The sequence below is a fragment of the Desulfovulcanus sp. genome (assembly GCF_982781345.1).
Genome location: NZ_CEYAEZ010000001.1, coordinates 50,064 through 65,713 on the forward strand (window position 1 = coordinate 50,064; position 15,650 = coordinate 65,713).

The following is a 15,650-nucleotide window of genomic DNA, read 5'->3' on the forward strand; positions in this document are numbered from 1 at the left end:
CCCATCATTTGACCAAAAAGCGCAGATAGAGGTCTCCTTTCCATGGGCCGATTTTCCGGCCGAGTCCTTTAAGACGGATAGGTCGGCCAACTGTAAAATCCAGGGGCAAGGTTACCTCCACGATTTTGGCCGGGCCAGACCATTTATGTTGAACCTGAATGCGTAAATTGGAGCCCGGGAGCATTTTGCGAGCCGGCAGGTAAACGGTTTGTTCGTCATCGAGTTGTCTGCGCAGCCATTTTTTTATTGTTTTGATTGGCCCCTGGGATAGATCCAGGTCCAGGTTAAATTTTCCCCACTCAATTTTTAATCTTCTTTGTTTGAGTACAGGGGCATCAGAAGCTCGCTTTTTTATTTTTTGAAAAATATCCTCAAAAACCTGTCTGGCAAAGGGATCATTTAAGATCTCTTTTAAAATCTCCTCCTGTCGGGCGTAAAATTTTTGGCGGTGGGATTTATCGCGCGTATGTTTTGCCCGGGATTGATTTTTCGTTGTTGAGAATGTTTTTTGGGTGTTTTTTTCTGGTTTAGGAGTAGTAAAACCCTGGCTCCTGCCTGCTGAAGATTCAAGACTTTGCCTTAAAATGACGTAAGCAGTATTTATCTGCTGAAATTTTTGTCCGGCCCTGGGATCATTTTTATTCAAGTCTGGGTGATATTTAAAGGCCAGGGACCTGTAAGCTTTTTTGATCTCTGTCAGGCTTGCTCCTGGTCTCAGGCCAAGAATTTCATAGTACTTACTCGTATTCATGTTTAAAATTTGGAATTAGGCTCTCAAGGCTGGTCCCGCACAGGCGATGTTAATAGAAGGATTAACCCTCTATGAGTTTATATTTTTTGTTGAACATCCTGAACTTTCAGGGCATTGGCCTCCCGGTTGTCTTTTTTAGATATGAGGCCGTTTTTTTGTAGATAAGCAAGGCCTTGATGGACGAACTCTTCAAAACTGACATCATGGCATATCCCTGGACAATACTCTTTAGCCATTTCCCAGCTGGTCTTGTCAACCAAATTGCCTCTGAAAAATGGCCATGCCTGACATACTTTGGGCTTGACCGGATGAATCAAACATCCGGAACTCTTTTTAAAAAAGATGCAAAATCGTTGTTCATTGGTGCGAATAAAGTCTTTGTCTGCTCTGGTGTAAATATATCGATTTCTAAACTCTCCCACAGTCAGGTTTAAAAAATTGGCTATGGCTTGTTGCTCTTCGTTCGTTACCACAATGCCACCCTGGCCCTGACAACATTGTCCGCACATTTGGCAGGTAAAGGCGAGTTTTTCTGACATGTTGTTGACCTTGTTGTAAGTTTAATTTTTTTCTGATTTTCGAGGTTAAGCAATCATACCAAACTCAACAAATGGCCTCACTTTACCTATCACCAAAGAGTCGCTTATGCTCGACCATCAAGCACTTGTCCTGGATAAACAAGACAGGTTTATCTTGTAGAATCTTTCGGCTTTCTTCAGAGACGATGCCCAGTTGTAGCCAGAAGATTAATGGAAGTTTTTTGAGCTGTAAAACCTCCCGTGCATGGTCAGGGCAAAATTTCGGGGCGCGAAAAACATTGACCAAATCAACTTGGTCAGGGATGTCCAGGATACTGGTATAGGTAGGAAGACCCCATACATTTTGCCTTTTTGGGTGTACCGGATAGACAGTAAAGCCAGCTTGAATTAAATAGCGTCCCACACCGTCTACTGGTTGGCCAGATTTGTCTTTAGCCCCGATTATGGCTATTGTCTTGACTTGGCTTAAAGCTTTTTTCACTTCTTGGTAATCTACGATATTTAACATTTAGTCGAACCTCTTTTGTATTGATGCTAGTGAAAAATATTGAGCCGTAATATATTAAAAAAAGGATTTAATCCTCGCAAAAAGCGAGATGTACGGAGTGTCACATGCAAAGAATAAGTGTGTCAGAAGCCAGAACGCTCTGGCAAGAAATGGATTTTTTTCATTTGGGCCAAATGGCTCATTCCGTTCGTCTAAAACTTCATCCGGAGATGATAGTCACATATATTGTAGACCGCAATATAAATTATACCAATATCTGCGTTTCCGAGTGTAAATTTTGCGCCTTTTATCGTCCACCAGGGCATAGGGATGGGTATGTACTAAGCTTTGACCAATTGGCTCAAAAGGTACAGGAAACAGTAAACTTAGGAGGTTATCAGATCCTCCTGCAAGGTGGAATGAATCCTGATCTGGGGCTTGATTACTATAAATCCTTGCTCAACTTTTTAAAGACCAACTTTCCTCAGGTGGCTGTGCATGGTTTTTCTCCGCCGGAGATTATTTTTCTGGCCGAGAAAGAAGGGGTGCCAATAGCCGGAATTATAGCCGAGCTCAAGGAGGCAGGACTCGATTCTATACCCGGAGGCGGGGCAGAAATCCTTGTGGATAGAGTGAGAAAAGAGGTTTCACCCAATAAATACTCTGCCAGTCAGTGGCTTAAAGTTATGGAAGAAGCGCATAAACTGGGTTTAAAAACAACGGCTACCATGATGTTCGGCCATATCGAGACACTGGAAGAGCGCCTTGAGCACCTGGAAAAGATTCGCGAGTTGCAAGATAGGACCGGAGGATTTACCGCATTTATTCCATGGACCTTTCAACCGAGAAATACAAAAATTTCCACATCTGAAGTTTCATCGGTTGAATATTTAAAATTTTTGGCTCTTAGCCGGATTTTTTTGGATAATATTCCCAATATTCAAGCTTCCTGGGTCACCCAGGGACCAAAAGTGGGGCAGCTTGCTCTTTTTTGGGGAGCTAATGATTTTGGTTCAACGATGATCGAAGAAAATGTCGTAGCTGCTACAGGGGTACATTTCAGATTGCCTGAAGAGGATTTGCGTAAGCTTATTTCAAGTGCCGGTTTTGAGCCGAGAAGGCGGAAGATGGATTATACTTTATGTAAATAATAAGGAGGATAAGGTTGTTTGACCCACTTGAGAAAATGGAAGAAAAGGAAATTGCCCGCCGCTTAAAGAGGTTGCGCGGGCTGTGGAAAGAGGAGTGCCCTGAATGTCAGGGCGTATTTATTTTTTCCCGCATAAACATCTATTATTTTACCGGTACCTGGGGAAATGGCCTGCTCTTCATTCCTTTTGAGGGCGAGCCCATACTTATGTGCCGGCGGGGACTACAGCGGGCAAAACTTGAGTCTCCTCTCAAAAATATTGTTCCGTTTAAGTCTTATGGCCAGGTAGAGGGTATTCTGCGTGATTTTGGCCAGTCTTTACCGAAGGTTATAGGTGTAGAAAAGACAGGTATTTCCTGGGCACTGGCAGATAGTTTGCAAAATAGAGTTGTTCAGCGCAACTTTGTGGCTATTGATCAGCTTATTGCCAGGACCAGGGCTCTGAAAACAGAATGGGAAATAAGAAAAATGGACCTGGCAGGACAAAGACACAACCAGGCCCTTTACCATCTTTTGCCTCAGAAAATAAGGCCGGGAATGAATGAAAGGGAAATAGCCATAAAGGTTTGGGAAATCTTTTTTGCCCTCGGCCATCATGGCATGATGCGCATGCAGAATTTTGGGGAAGAGATATTTTTGGGGCATGTAGCTGCTGGTGATAATGCGAATTATCCAAGCGTGTTTAATGGCCCCGTTGGCTTAAGGGGTCAGCATCCTGCTGTTTCGCACATGGGCTATGCCGGTAAGACCTGGCAGGATAACGAGCCGTTAGTGGTAGATGTGGGTTTTTGTCTGGAAGGCTATCAAACTGATAAGACGCAAGTGTATTTCTCTGAAAATTGGAAGCCAGGCTCAAAAGTGGTGGACGCTCATAAGTTTTGTGTAGAGGTGCAGGCATTTTTGGCTGAGAATTTAAAGCCAGGGGCAGTCCCGTCCGAATTGTACGAACAGGTTTTTGCCATGGCTGAAAAGAGCAGCTTTAGCGAGGGTTTTATGGCCCTGGGAGAAAATAAAGTTAACTTCGTCGGGCATGGAATTGGACTGGCCATTGATGAATATCCGGTTATTGCCAAAGGATTTGATGAGCCTCTGGAAGAAAATATGGTCTTGGCCCTGGAGCCTAAAATCGGCTTGCCTGGCGTAGGCATGGTAGGCGTGGAAAATACCTTTTTAGTAACCGCAAATGGAGGCAGGTGTTTAACGGGCCAGGAATATAATCCGGTACTGGTTTAGCTCGTTATGAGTGACTAAAGTGAACTAAAAAGTTATTAGAGATATATTTTATTGATGCGCGTATATAGAAATCCAGCCAACTCAACAGATAAGAGTCTGTGGCCAAACACTACTCAAGAGGACAATGCTAACAAAGACTTGGACACATCTCATCTATAGTTTGCTTGCGGTCAGAGCATAATTGGGTATTTTGGATAAACGAATAGACTTTTAATTATACCTAAGTTGAGCGATTTTAACTCAATGGGTGAGATTGCCACGTACAGCTTCGCTGCCCTCGCAATGACGATCTCGCTCCTGTCATTGCGAGGGCAGCGAAGCAATCTCAAAGTTTGAACTGCAAAAAAATTGTTCAATAACCTTCGTCAAGATTGTTACTCAGTCCTTTGCAATGCTTTCAAGAAACCAGGATTTCTAATCTGGTAGTCAAAATGGGGTTTGGCCTACAGACTCCTATCAGCTTTTATGGCTCTGAGACTGCATTTGCAAGCGCCTGTTTAATAGCCTTTTCCAGTTGGCTTCTAGTAAAAAGATCACGGATTATTAGCGGGCTTTGAGGATTTTCTTTAGTAAAAATGGCCAGAGTCGGGATGCTATGACTACCCAGGGCTTTAAGCAGATTCTGGCCGGACGGATTGGCACGAGTTAAGTCAACGCGTATCAATCGCAGGCCATGTTTTACTTTGAGGTCATTTAAAAAACCGGGCGTAAGTACTGTCTTTTCCAGAAATTTACAATTGGAGCACCAATCAGCAGTAAAGTCTAAAATAAAATTTTCCTGTCCAAGAAGACGAGAAAAGTTTTGACTCTCAAAATTTTCCCATGGATCTGGACTTTTGGGCTCTATAAATAAAAAGAAACCAGCGGAAAAGATCAGTCCAATGGCCAGGAGGCGAATGGACCATCTCTTCAGCCTGCTCTGGTTTAAGTTTGTCCATTTTCCCCACATCCAGGCCCCAAAACCGATTACCCAAAACATGATCAAGGCGGGAAATACCAGGCTGTCAGGCAAAAGACTGATCAGGTAAATGCAGGTAGCCATAAGCAAAAAACCCAAGATTTTTTCCAAATAAAGGGTCCAAGGTCCGGGTTTGGGAAAGATGCGAACCAGTCCCGGGAAAAGTGTCATAACCAGGTACGGGCTGGCCATTCCCAGGCCGATACAAAAGAGGACCAGCGCGATGATATCCTGAGGCTGGGTGAGGGTCCAGGCCAGTACTCCGCCTAGAAACGGGCCGCTACACGGAGTAGCCAGGAGTGTGGCCAGGATGCCTGTAAATAAGGCCTCCGTATGCGGATGCTTGATTGCGGTGCTTTTGTGTTTGAGGTCTATAATTGGCAGGTCATAAACTTCAAATAGACTTAAGGATAACGCGAAAACAACCAGGCTCAAGACTAAGACGACCCTGGTATCTTGAAAAATTTGCCCCCAGGCCATGCCTGTTAAAGAGATAATCAGGGCCAGAGCTGAGAAATAAATGAGCATACCCAGGGCAAAGAAGAAGTTGTGGATTCTAAAAGCTCTTTTTTTTTGCCTTAAGCTTTTGCCTTCTGTTTCTCTGGGCAACATCCCCCGAAGTTTTAGACTGATCACAGGCAGGACACAGGGCATGAAATTTAAAATTAGCCCGGCTAACATGGCCAGTAAGGCGGCCCTGCTCAAATTGGTTACTTCCAGCCCCGGGGTAAATGAGCGGGGTGAGAAATTATAATGTTGAATGTTGAATGTTGAATGTTGAATGCCGGAAGATTGCGAGATGGATTTTAGCCATTGATCCCACCAGGTTTGGTTTTGGGCTGGTTTAAGATTGTTTAGAATATGCGCAGTGAACTTTAGTTCAAGATTCGTATCAACAGGATAGCAACTCTTGTCGGAACACAAAAGAAGACGAATGTGAGCAGAGATGGTCTGGTCTTGTCCTGGAATGGCCTGCAAAGGGATAAAAATAGGCGTTGGGCCCTCATAGACCTGGACTTCTATTTCGGGGTCAAAAATATCTTTCTGTTTTTGACCGGGAGGGTAAAAGACAGGAAGCTGGAGTCGGGCATTAGCGGCAGCAGCGGGAGAGAGTGTTGCCGTAACAGTTGTGGGTTGGCCAAGAGAAGTCGGAGTATGGGCGTAAGTGTGCCATCCTTCTTTGGGCTTAAGCCATAAAATGGCCAGAGCTTGAAAATCAGTCCCGGTATCATCGAGGGTATACACTTCCCACTTGGTGTCCAGGGGATAGCTCTGTCCATAGGCAGAAGGGACAGAAAAGAAAGGGATGATGATAAAAAAAATGAAAAATTTGAGTATTGTTTTCATAAATAAAAATTTATCGGAATGTTGATATTTTACGATCGAGTTTGATGTATCCGCTTTTACATATAATTTTTCTTGACAAAAAAAAAGGAGAGGTCTATTTATGCCATCCGTTGAGCAAGTCAAGTGTTTGACAAATGGGCCACTAGCTCAATTGGCAGAGCAGCGGACTCTTAATCCGGAGGTTCAAGGTTCGATTCCTTGGTGGCCCACCATTTCCATGACTTTAAATTGCGTGACTCACCATTTTTTAAACGACTCTCTTTAGCACGCCAAAAGGGAGTCGTTTTTTTATTCCTATTTTCCATTGGCCACCTCATCAACCTTCCACTCCTGATTATCCTATAACATTCCTGCTTGGCTTTAAGGCCTCTAAGCGATCTCAAATAAGTTGAAGTCGTAGTGGCTGATTTGTCTTTGAGCATCATTTGGATGTAGGCCAAAGATTTTCCAGATTTTATTGTTAATTTGATGACATGCCATGAGGTAAGGGGCACGATGCATCGTGCCTGTGTTTATATTTTTTGTTTAACAATTTTGCTCTGTGCCATCATCCAAGTTTTATTGATTTTAAATTTATCCTCGGTTAGCAAATTTGTAAAATAATCTACAATTTGTTATTATATATTTTTATAGAAGCATTACAAAATAATAATTTGTTATCAAGCATAAAACAAAGAGTCCAAAACATGGCGGAGCCTTTGTAGGATCAGGTCATGCGAAAATTGGCCTGTCTCGTGGGCTTTACCACCGTCTGATTCTGGTTGTATCCCCTTAAAGGCGGGTGCACTGCAACACTTTCAGAAATGAAAAAATGTTTTGATGAATACATAGATAAACTCATCAGAGGCCCTGAACCAGGGACGGTAAGGAGCGTCTTGGAGTAATTATGCGCGAACTTTCTGAAATCCGTTCATTATTGGATAAACTCGAACATCAGCCTGCTGATGCTCTGGAAGATCAGGACCTTGATTTCAAGGAGTGGAATGCTCGCAGCATGGCGGATGCTATATCTATGACTATTGAGATGGCCATTTGCATGGCCAATGGCGGTGGAGGCACAGTAGTCTTTGGTGTCAATGATAAAGCTATAGGACGTAAAAAAGCCATCTTGGGTGTGCCTCCTGAAGTGGATATTAATCGTCTGAAAAAGGCGGTTTACGATTCAACCGATCCCAGGCTGACTCCGGTTTTTCAGGAATTAGCCGTTCCAGAAGGCACCGGTCGTTTAATTGTAATGCAGGTATATCCTGGCCTTCCTCCGTACACTGATACGTCCGGGCGAGGTAAGATTCGTGTAGGCAAGGACTGCCAACCGCTTACTGGCACATTGCGGCGTCGGATAATGGTTGAGACAGGGGAAACTGATTTTACTGCCATTTCAGTACCTGGTCCCCCTGAGTCATTTATTTCCGCAGCAGCCATGGAGCGGTTGCGTGAAGCTGCGCGTCGTGAAAACGCTCCCGAAGACCTGCTCAACAAGACTAATCGGGACTTGCTTGCCGCTCTGGAACTGATCCGAAACGGACAATTGCTACGAGCAGGCATATTTTTGGCTGGCACCAGAGATGCCATACGTAAGCATTTCCCAGGGTATGTCTGGACTCACCTGCGCATGAAAACTGATACAGATTACTCAAATCGTGCAGATGGCCGTGATGCATTGCCCATCGCTTTGGATCGTATGTTAGACCGGGTTATGGCTGACAATCCAATCACCACTGTTCACCATGGTCTTTTTCATTTCGAAATCCGTACATATCCTGAAATCGCTTTGCGAGAAGCTTTGCTCAATGCTTTTGCGCACGCAGATTATCGTATAGCTGGGCCAATTATGGTCAAACAATTCCAGGACCGCTTGGAAATAAGCAATCCAGGGGGACTACCAGGAGGGATTACTCCCGACAATATTTTACGGCATGAACCAATTTCCAGGAATCCAACTCTGGTAGATGCATTGACGCGCCTTCGTTTGGTCAATCGCAGTAACCTGGGAATACGCAGGATGTATCATGCGCTTCTTATTGAGGGGAAAGAACCTCCTATAATAATTGATGAAGGAGAAGCGGTGAGAGTTATTTTCCAGGCTAGCGACCTGTCTGTACCATTTCGGATGTTCGTTGCTGAAGAAGCGGATCGAGGAAGGATTCTCAGTGTTGAGCATCTTTTGATTTTACAACATCTGCTCAGACATCCGGAAATAGATACGCTTGTTGCCGCTCAAATTACGCAACAGTCCGAGCGTAACGCCAGGGAAACGCTCAGCGAAATGGAATTAAAGTTGGGATATCTTGAGCGCGGTGGAACTGGCAGAGGAACTTACTGGACCCTACGCCACGATATTCATCGGCGATTATCGTTGCCTGGTCATCCTGAACGAGACCGCCGAATCGACTGGGAGGCAGCCAAAACCCGTGTATTGAGCATCCTCAGGCAAAGGGCCGAACGGGGAGAGCCCGGTCTGAGCAATGCCGAGATTCGGCAGATTACCCATTTCGACAGAAACCAGGCCCGACGGCTGATGAAGGAACTCATGGCGGAAAACTCAGCGGTCAGGATGGAAGGGGAAAAACGGTGGGCAAGATATGCTTACATTATGTAACTGCGCATAGAATTGCGCATAGAAATACATCTATGCGTAGATAAATGTTTGTGCGCATAGAATTGCGCATAGGCAAAAAGAGAGCGCCCTTATCAATATATAGTTTAGTTCTTGAGGCTGGAGATGAAATTTTTAAGGAACGTCCTGTACTTCCCATTCCAAGTATTTTACTAATCCCACGATTTTGGGTACTAATATGGTACTAAAATTGATTTGACCAAAAAATCAGGGTTTAAGGAAGTTTCCCTAAGACCTTGTGATTGTTAGCTGTTTTTTGGTAGCGGGGGCAGGATTTGAACCTACGACCTTCGGGTTAGCTGGAATGTTAGCAATAAAAATGAAAAAGACATGTTTAAATTGTCACTTTCTTAGCAAGGAACACCACGAAGAAAAAAGTGGTAGGGTATTAACTTTTTCTCTGGACCAACAAAAACGAGATAGTCACAAAAAAGATCCCATTGGTTTCGATCGTGGCTGGTATTCATTAAAATGCTACATGGGTGTATGGGACGAAGGCGTTTCTCCTGTGGCAAAAGAGGAAGACGACACCTTGTTTGCTCAAGACAGAGGAGATAGTTGTTTTTTTATTCCTTATCGTAAGTCTATGCTCTTTCCTGCGGCAGTGGAACTCCAAAAAAGAGAACAAGAAAATAGAAACTTAAAAAAGTCATACAAACTTACAATAATTGCTCTTTGGTTTGCTGCAATCGGCTTAATCCTGAATGCTATTATAAGTTTTAAGAAATAGTTGCTAATAAATGTATTCAGCGGACGGCTAATCGCCGGCGCTGATGCTAGTCGTTCAACCTGTAGAAAAAGTCAAAAAACTGTAATAATTAATGTATTATGACTGTATTGTTGATAATATTTCCTTTATTGTCAAAAGGCCAAGGCGATGACCTGCTGAAATTTTTGCCTTATAGTTAGTCGACCCTTAAAAAGTCTTTTTTGAGTAATTTTTCATTAAATTTTTGGTGAATCAGCCTTAAGAATAAAATCAAAAAAAGCTCCAGATCTTTATTAATCTTGCTTTCGCGCTTATAAGCGGGTGTCAATGGCCAAAAAATTTGACCCAGTTTCGCACAACAAAATTGACCCACCTGCCTTTATTCTAGTTCTCCATGCTTATCATCTCTCTGTCGATAGAAGGCTTCCTAATCATTGAGTGGGTCAATTTTCATAAAAAATTGGCTCAATTTACAATGAAAAATTTCAGGGAGGCAGGAGATTTTGATGGCCTGGAAGAGGTTAGGCACGATCTTATGCTTGCTATGGTTAGCTAACAAAGAAAAATTAGCTTGTTATTATGCTGCTGGTATAAACATATTTGTTTTTGCTACATGTGGTGCTGGCCCAAAAACTTTTTGAAGAACGTCAAATTTTCTCAAATTGTTTTGACCCTATGCTCCAGTATTGCGTCACTAAAAAAAGGAAAAAATAATGATATTAAATGATTATAAAAGATATTTTGCACCACATTTGCGCCACTAAAAGCGAGAAATTTGAAGAAATTTTAAGAAAAATAGAAAAAGGGACTGTGGAAAGATTTTCCAAGTCCCTAAAATTGTTAGCTTTTTGGTAGCGGGGGCAGGATTTGAACCTACGACCTTCGGGTTATGAGCCCGACGAGCTACCATGCTGCTCCACCCCGCATCAACAGAAGATAATAATTGTCATGATTTTTGAGTTTTGTCAAGAATATTTTTAGGATAATGTTGTTTTCAATTGAAAGCACTAAATTTCTTGGGGTGCTGGATTTGGTGTAAAATAGTTGTGGCTACTTCCAGGGCTTGAAGTCCTTGCTCGCCAGTGACTGGAGGTTCTTTGTCCAGCAAGATTGTCTGGGCAAACTCTTCAAGTTCGGCCTGGAGTGAATTTACCTCTGGGACTTTCGGTTGTTGATAGATAATATTTTTTTTCTTTTCACCAACTCCAATGGTGTCTACGAGCATGGAAAAGCCTGCTTCACTAGGTTTTAAGTCGCAGTCTTCTAGCTTAAAAATTTCTGATTTTTTCTTTAAAAAATCGATGGAGATGTAGTGATTTTTTTGGAAGATACGCATTTTGCGCATGGCCTTGACAGAGATGCGACTGCTGGTCAGGTTGGCCACACACCCATTGGCAAATTTTAAGCGGACATTGGCTATGTCTTCTGAGTCGGAGACCACAGCAACACCACAAGCGTCAATGGAGGTCAAAGGACTTTTGACAATATGCAAAATAATGTCGATGTCGTGAATCATCAGGTCCAGGATAACACTGACATCAGTTCCCCTGGGGTTAAATTGGCTAAGGCGGTGGGATTCAATAAACATAGGTTGTAAAGGGTAGTCTTTGATCGCCAAGATGGCAGGATTAAATCGTTCAATATGACCTACCTGAAGTTTGCGTTTCTTTTTTTGGGAAAGGGATACAAGTTCCCGGGCCTGGTCAATTGTTGAAGTTATCGGCTTTTCAATAAACAGGTGACAATTGTATTCCAAGGCCTTTAGTGCGGTCTGATAGTGATGAATTGTTGGAACGACAATGCTCACAGCCTCCACCTGGGTCAATAATTCCTCTAAGGAAGAAAAGACTTTTGTCTGGCAGGTGTCAGCAACTTCCTGAGCTTTTTTTAAGTCGATATCATAAACGCCGACCAGGTTAATTTGGTCTATTTTTTTGGCAAGTTGGGCGTGAAAATTACCCAGATGCCCGACACCAATGATGCCATAATTGATTTTTTTCATAATCTTTCCTTCCTTAGTTACTTCTTTTTACCCCTTACCTCTTAATCCTTATTATACATACTCCATTACAGTATTGGCTGCCAACTGGGTAGCTTGGTTTTGGCCAAGAATCTGTTGTATCTCAGTTAATCCGGATTTGATCTTTTGCCTTTGGGTGTCATCTTCCAGCCAGGCGAGTGCCTTAGCTGCTATTTTATCTGGATTAGCCTGGTCCTGAATATATTCAGGAAAAATTTTCTGGTTTAAAATGAGATTGGGCATACTGATAAAAGGGACATCAACCAATAGTCGACCCACGAGATAACTTAGCCGGGATAGTTTGTAAGCCGCTATGGTCGGTATTTTCAACAGTGCGCATTCCAGGGTAACTGTGCCAGAAGCTGCCAGGGCAAGACAAGACTGTGCAATGACCTGGTGGCGGTCTTTAGCCGGATAGATGTTTACAGGAAGAGATCTGGGCCAGTAGGTCTGGAGCAAGTCCATGTTGATGTGCGGGGCCTTTACAATGGAAAATGTAAGCTCTGTTTTTTTTTGTTTTAAAATCTGGCAACTGTCTGCAAATACAGGCAAGAGAGCCTTTACTTCCTTGACTCTACTTCCGGGCAGGATGACTATTTTATTGGGGTCAGGTGTAATTTGATTTAATTTTTTCAGGTCCATTACCTGAAGAAGGGGATGACCGATATAAATAGTTTTCATGCCGTGCTGGGCAAAAAAATTCTGTTCAAAGGGGAAAATACAAAGAATGCGATCCACAAAGCGTTTAAGGAATTTGATTCGGTTTTTACGCCATGCCCAGACCTGGGGGGCAATATAATAGACGACAGGAATTCCTAATTTTTTTGCCATCTTAGCCAGGCGAAAATTGAAGTCTGGTGCATCAAAAAGAACCAGGACCTTTGGCCGTTGTCTCTCCAGTTCTCTTTTTATTTTTTTAAAAAAAACCAAAATTTTAGGCAGGGCTCCCAGCACCTCGGTTAGACCCATGACTGACAGGTCTTCGGCCTTAATTATGGCCTTTAGGCCAGCTTCGCGCATGAATGGTCCGCCCATGCCGATTATATTTAACCGAGGGTCTTTTGAGAGTAACTCCCGAATCAGTAAAGACCCATAAATATCAGCCGATGCTTCACCAACATTAAGCCAGATAGTGTTCATTATTAAAGTTAAAAGGGAAAAAGGTATAATTGAAATTTTACAGATACATCAAAAAATTTAAGATAATGCGAACAAAACATCAATGTAAATAAGCGTTATTTTCCTATACAAAAGTTTTCAAAAATCCTGTTCAGGACGTCATCAGGGGTAATCTCTCCTGTAATTTCAGCCAGGAGTGTACATGCATAATCAAGACGAGTGCCGAGCAGATCATATGGTACTTCTTTTTTTGTTTCCTCTACCAGGTCACTCAACTCGTCTCTCGCTTTTTCCAGGCTGTTTTTTTGACGCAAATTAGGAACTAGTCTGCCAGGTTCCGGTTCTTTTTTATGGCCGATGATTTTTTTTCGGATAAGAGTTGTTAGTTTTTTAAGGCCTTGGCCGTACTTGGCAGAAATAAAAACCAGATCAAAATTTTGTTCTTTAAGTTCACTGGTCCAGTCAGGCTCAGTTTCCATTAAGTCCATTTTGTTAGCCACGAGGATTACTTTGTCAGCTGCTAGATTTTTTAGAATATCTCTGTCTTCGTGGCTTATACCAAGTTGAGAGTCAATAACCACCAGGCACAGGTCAGCCTTACTGATTAATTCCTGGCCCCGTAAAAAACCCTCTTTTTCAACAATATTATTTGTCCTGCGTAGTCCTGCCGTGTCCACCAGACGTACAGGCAAGCCCTGCAAATTTATGGTTTCTTCGAGATAATCTCTTGTTGTTCCGGGTATATCGGTGACAATAGCACGTTCTCGCCCCAACAGGGCATTGAGCAGGCTGGACTTGCCGGCGTTGACGCGACCGGCCAGAACAACTAGTGCGCCATCCTGCCAGATGTGTTCTTGTTTATAGTTGTCGATTAATTCGTTAATTTCCTGAATACAAGCTTTTACCTTCTGGACCAGTTGCTCTCTTGGTAGACATTCCAGATCTTCTTCTGGAAAATCAACGGCCACGCACAGGTCCTGACGTAAATTTTCCAGTTTTAAGCGTAACTCTGTTATTTTTTGTTTGAGCAGCCCCTTTAACTTAGCCTGGGCCATGGAAATTGAGGCCCTGGTGGGTGCTGTAATCATTTCGGCTACAGCTTCAGCCTGGGTTAAATCCAAACGGCCGTTTAAAAAGGCTCGATAAGTAAATTCTCCTGGTTCAGCAGGTCTAGCCCCCAGGCTGACCAGGGTTTCCACCAAGGACTGTAAAATGGCCGGCCCACCATGACAGTTGAATTCCACTACATCTTCGCCGGTATAGGAACCTGGTCCTGGCATGTAACTTAAAAGCACCTCGTCCAAAGTCTTGCCTTGGTAGTCTTTGATCCAGCCATGATGGAGGCGATAAGGTTTAACCCCCTGGAAATCACTTTTAGCGGAAGTAAAAAGCTGTAACGCCAGCTTTAAACTTTCTTTTCCGCTTAAACGTACAATACCTACTCCGCCAGGACCCAGGGGAGTGGCAATAGCTACAATAGTGTCTTTTTTATCTGGTTGATACATATCTTGGTTGAGTTGTTGAGTAGTTTATTGGTTGAGTGGTTAGTTGCTATTTTAATCGGTAAACCAATAAACCACAAACAAAAGGCGGAGAAAAATTCTCCGCCTTTTGTAAACGCGTTTAATAGCGTGATTCTTTGGATTTAAAGGTTCTTTTTCTTCTCTTCCTGGGCATGATAAGGACCCTTTTCATCGGTCCTTCACCTTTACTTTTGGTCTGAACACTATGGTCATCCTGTAATGCCAAGTGAATCAATCTGCGATGGTAAGAACTTAAAGGCTGTGTGCTCATGGTCTTGCCCGCCCTTTTGGCCCGTTGGGCCAGATAGATAGCCGTTTTTTTCAATTTTTCATTTTGTTTTTGCCGGTAATCTCCAGTGTCCAATTGGATGCGTGAAGCTCCTGGCCATTTTTTGGCAATGATTCTGTTGGCAATGTACTGCAGGGCGGTAATTGTTTGTCCGTCGCGACCAATGATTAACCCGGAGTTTTCCTTATCTTTAATAGTGACCGTGATAGGTTCAGATTGCATATCAACAGATATTTCCGGATTGGGGGTTAGAGGCTTGGTCAGATTTGTTATAATGTCTTCAATTAACAGTTCAAGTTCACGCAAGTTGTTCCTTTTTTTTGCTTTTATCTTGGCTTTTTTTACCCCCACCAATCCAAATATCCCGGATGAGCCACCAGTAATAATTTCGATTTCCAGTTGGTCGCGATCAGTTTGAAAGTGTTCACAAGCCTTAGCTATGGCCTCGTCCACATTCTTACCCGAGAATTCCACGAATTCGTCCATGCTAACTCCTTCACTCAAGTGTATTGGCCCGGTTATACATATTTTCAAAGAGCAGGTTTAATTATCGAGGTGGTCTCCCAACCTAAGTTTCCATGCTTTTCTCTCCATTGCCCACAAGTCAAGGTTGGGAATTGTGCTCAAACTTTATTTAGTTTGTTGTTTAGAGTGTAGAGTTTAGAGTTAATTTAAGTTTTTTGGATTAAGAGTTTTTCCAGGTAGCTATTGTTTATCTTAATTTCTTGCTAAAAGAGTTACGAGTTACGAGTTTTGGTTGTGTGGCGTTGTGTCCTTTTTAGGTCCTGCCATGCTATGCTGTTATTTTTTGCCCTTATACTCGACACTCGTTACCGTGAACTACCCCTCAACAAAAAGAAGGGCTTCCTGCTTCAGCGAGAGGATGCTTCGTAGGTGACACAAAGCCA

12 protein-coding genes and 2 tRNA genes are annotated in these 15,650 nt (G+C 43.0%); 5 read left to right on the forward strand and 9 right to left on the reverse strand.

What is annotated here, in order from left to right; translation table 11 throughout:
* Nucleotides 1–4: 4 nt before the first annotated feature.
* The 3 genes from AC3WVG_RS00255 to AC3WVG_RS00265 form a co-directional block, all read right to left on the reverse strand.
* A complete protein-coding gene (locus tag AC3WVG_RS00255; RefSeq protein WP_488796181.1) occupies nucleotides 5–751 on the reverse strand; it encodes a DnaJ domain-containing protein in 747 nt (248 codons plus the stop codon).
* 77 nt (nucleotides 752–828) lie between these two features.
* Nucleotides 829–1,290, reverse strand: coding sequence for a YkgJ family cysteine cluster protein (locus AC3WVG_RS00260; protein WP_488796182.1), 462 nt, complete (start codon nucleotides 1,288–1,290; stop codon nucleotides 829–831).
* A gap of 82 nt (nucleotides 1,291–1,372) precedes the next feature.
* Complete coding sequence (locus tag AC3WVG_RS00265; RefSeq protein ID WP_488796183.1) at nucleotides 1,373–1,798, reverse strand: CoA-binding protein; 426 nt, start codon at nucleotides 1,796–1,798, stop codon at nucleotides 1,373–1,375.
* Nucleotides 1,799–1,902: 104 nt separating this feature from the next.
* Here AC3WVG_RS00265 and mqnC point away from each other — a divergent pair, with 104 nt between their 5' ends.
* A complete protein-coding gene (mqnC, locus tag AC3WVG_RS00270) occupies nucleotides 1,903–2,928 on the forward strand; it encodes a cyclic dehypoxanthinyl futalosine synthase (RefSeq protein WP_488796184.1) in 1,026 nt (341 codons plus the stop codon).
* A gap of 14 nt (nucleotides 2,929–2,942) precedes the next feature.
* Nucleotides 2,943–4,160, forward strand: coding sequence for a M24 family metallopeptidase (locus AC3WVG_RS00275; RefSeq protein WP_488796185.1), 1,218 nt, complete (start codon nucleotides 2,943–2,945; stop codon nucleotides 4,158–4,160).
* Between the two features lie 463 nt (nucleotides 4,161–4,623).
* On the opposite strand, the gene AC3WVG_RS00280 is transcribed toward AC3WVG_RS00275, so the two are convergent.
* Nucleotides 4,624–6,465, reverse strand: a complete 1,842-nt coding sequence (locus tag AC3WVG_RS00280) for a protein-disulfide reductase DsbD family protein (protein ID WP_488796186.1) — start codon at nucleotides 6,463–6,465, stop codon at nucleotides 4,624–4,626.
* A 136-nt stretch (nucleotides 6,466–6,601) separates the two neighbouring features.
* On the opposite strand from AC3WVG_RS00280, the gene AC3WVG_RS00285 reads away from it, so the two are divergent.
* The 3 genes from AC3WVG_RS00285 (at nucleotide 6,602) to AC3WVG_RS00295 (ending at nucleotide 9,812) form a co-directional block, all read left to right on the forward strand.
* A tRNA-Lys gene (locus tag AC3WVG_RS00285) sits at nucleotides 6,602–6,677 on the forward strand.
* A gap of 674 nt (nucleotides 6,678–7,351) precedes the next feature.
* Nucleotides 7,352–9,064 carry an ATP-binding protein gene (locus AC3WVG_RS00290; protein WP_488796187.1) on the forward strand — a complete coding sequence of 571 codons (1,713 nt, stop codon included), beginning with the start codon at nucleotides 7,352–7,354 and terminating at the stop codon, nucleotides 9,062–9,064.
* Between the two features lie 322 nt (nucleotides 9,065–9,386).
* Nucleotides 9,387–9,812: a hypothetical protein gene (locus tag AC3WVG_RS00295; protein WP_488796188.1), complete on the forward strand. Its 426-nt coding sequence runs from the start codon at nucleotides 9,387–9,389 to the stop codon at nucleotides 9,810–9,812.
* 828 nt (nucleotides 9,813–10,640) lie between these two features.
* On the opposite strand, the gene AC3WVG_RS00300 is transcribed toward AC3WVG_RS00295, so the two are convergent.
* The 5 genes from AC3WVG_RS00300 to jag all read right to left on the reverse strand — a co-directional run bounded on the left by AC3WVG_RS00300 (nucleotide 10,641) and on the right by jag (nucleotide 15,228).
* Nucleotides 10,641–10,717 (reverse strand) — tRNA-Met (locus AC3WVG_RS00300).
* A 68-nt stretch (nucleotides 10,718–10,785) separates the two neighbouring features.
* Nucleotides 10,786–11,793 carry a Gfo/Idh/MocA family protein gene (locus AC3WVG_RS00305; protein WP_488796189.1) on the reverse strand — a complete coding sequence of 336 codons (1,008 nt, stop codon included), beginning with the start codon at nucleotides 11,791–11,793 and terminating at the stop codon, nucleotides 10,786–10,788.
* A gap of 51 nt (nucleotides 11,794–11,844) precedes the next feature.
* Entirely contained in the window at nucleotides 11,845–12,951 is a 1,107-nt protein-coding gene (lpxB, locus tag AC3WVG_RS00310) for a lipid-A-disaccharide synthase (RefSeq protein WP_488796190.1), read from the reverse strand.
* A 95-nt stretch (nucleotides 12,952–13,046) separates the two neighbouring features.
* Nucleotides 13,047–14,435 (reverse strand): tRNA uridine-5-carboxymethylaminomethyl(34) synthesis GTPase MnmE, encoded by a 1,389-nt coding sequence (gene mnmE / locus AC3WVG_RS00315; protein ID WP_488796191.1) that lies wholly within the window; start codon nucleotides 14,433–14,435, stop codon nucleotides 13,047–13,049.
* 118 nt (nucleotides 14,436–14,553) lie between these two features.
* On the reverse strand, nucleotides 14,554–15,228 hold the full coding sequence (gene jag / locus AC3WVG_RS00320; RefSeq protein ID WP_488796192.1) for an RNA-binding cell elongation regulator Jag/EloR: 675 nt from the start codon (nucleotides 15,226–15,228) through the stop codon (nucleotides 14,554–14,556).
* Nucleotides 15,229–15,650: the final 422 nt, after the last annotated feature.

Excerpts from the sequence above, each read along its gene's own strand:
- AC3WVG_RS00255 (WP_488796181.1), bottom strand. The coding sequence starts at position 751 with ATGAATACGAGTAAGTACTATGAAATTCTTGGCCTGAGACCAGGAGCA.
- AC3WVG_RS00260 (WP_488796182.1), bottom strand. The coding sequence starts at position 1,290 with ATGTCAGAAAAACTCGCCTTTACCTGCCAAATGTGCGGACAATGTTGT.
- AC3WVG_RS00265 (WP_488796183.1), bottom strand. The coding sequence starts at position 1,798 with ATGTTAAATATCGTAGATTACCAAGAAGTGAAAAAAGCTTTAAGCCAA.
- mqnC (WP_488796184.1), top strand. The coding sequence starts at position 1,903 with ATGCAAAGAATAAGTGTGTCAGAAGCCAGAACGCTCTGGCAAGAAATG.
- AC3WVG_RS00280 (WP_488796186.1), bottom strand. The coding sequence starts at position 6,465 with ATGAAAACAATACTCAAATTTTTCATTTTTTTTATCATCATCCCTTTC.
- AC3WVG_RS00290 (WP_488796187.1), top strand. The coding sequence starts at position 7,352 with ATGCGCGAACTTTCTGAAATCCGTTCATTATTGGATAAACTCGAACAT.
- AC3WVG_RS00295 (WP_488796188.1), top strand. The coding sequence starts at position 9,387 with ATGTTAGCAATAAAAATGAAAAAGACATGTTTAAATTGTCACTTTCTT.
- AC3WVG_RS00305 (WP_488796189.1), bottom strand. The coding sequence starts at position 11,793 with ATGAAAAAAATCAATTATGGCATCATTGGTGTCGGGCATCTGGGTAAT.
- lpxB (WP_488796190.1), bottom strand. The coding sequence starts at position 12,951 with ATGAACACTATCTGGCTTAATGTTGGTGAAGCATCGGCTGATATTTAT.
- mnmE (WP_488796191.1), bottom strand. The coding sequence starts at position 14,435 with ATGTATCAACCAGATAAAAAAGACACTATTGTAGCTATTGCCACTCCC.
- jag (WP_488796192.1), bottom strand. The coding sequence starts at position 15,228 with ATGGACGAATTCGTGGAATTCTCGGGTAAGAATGTGGACGAGGCCATA.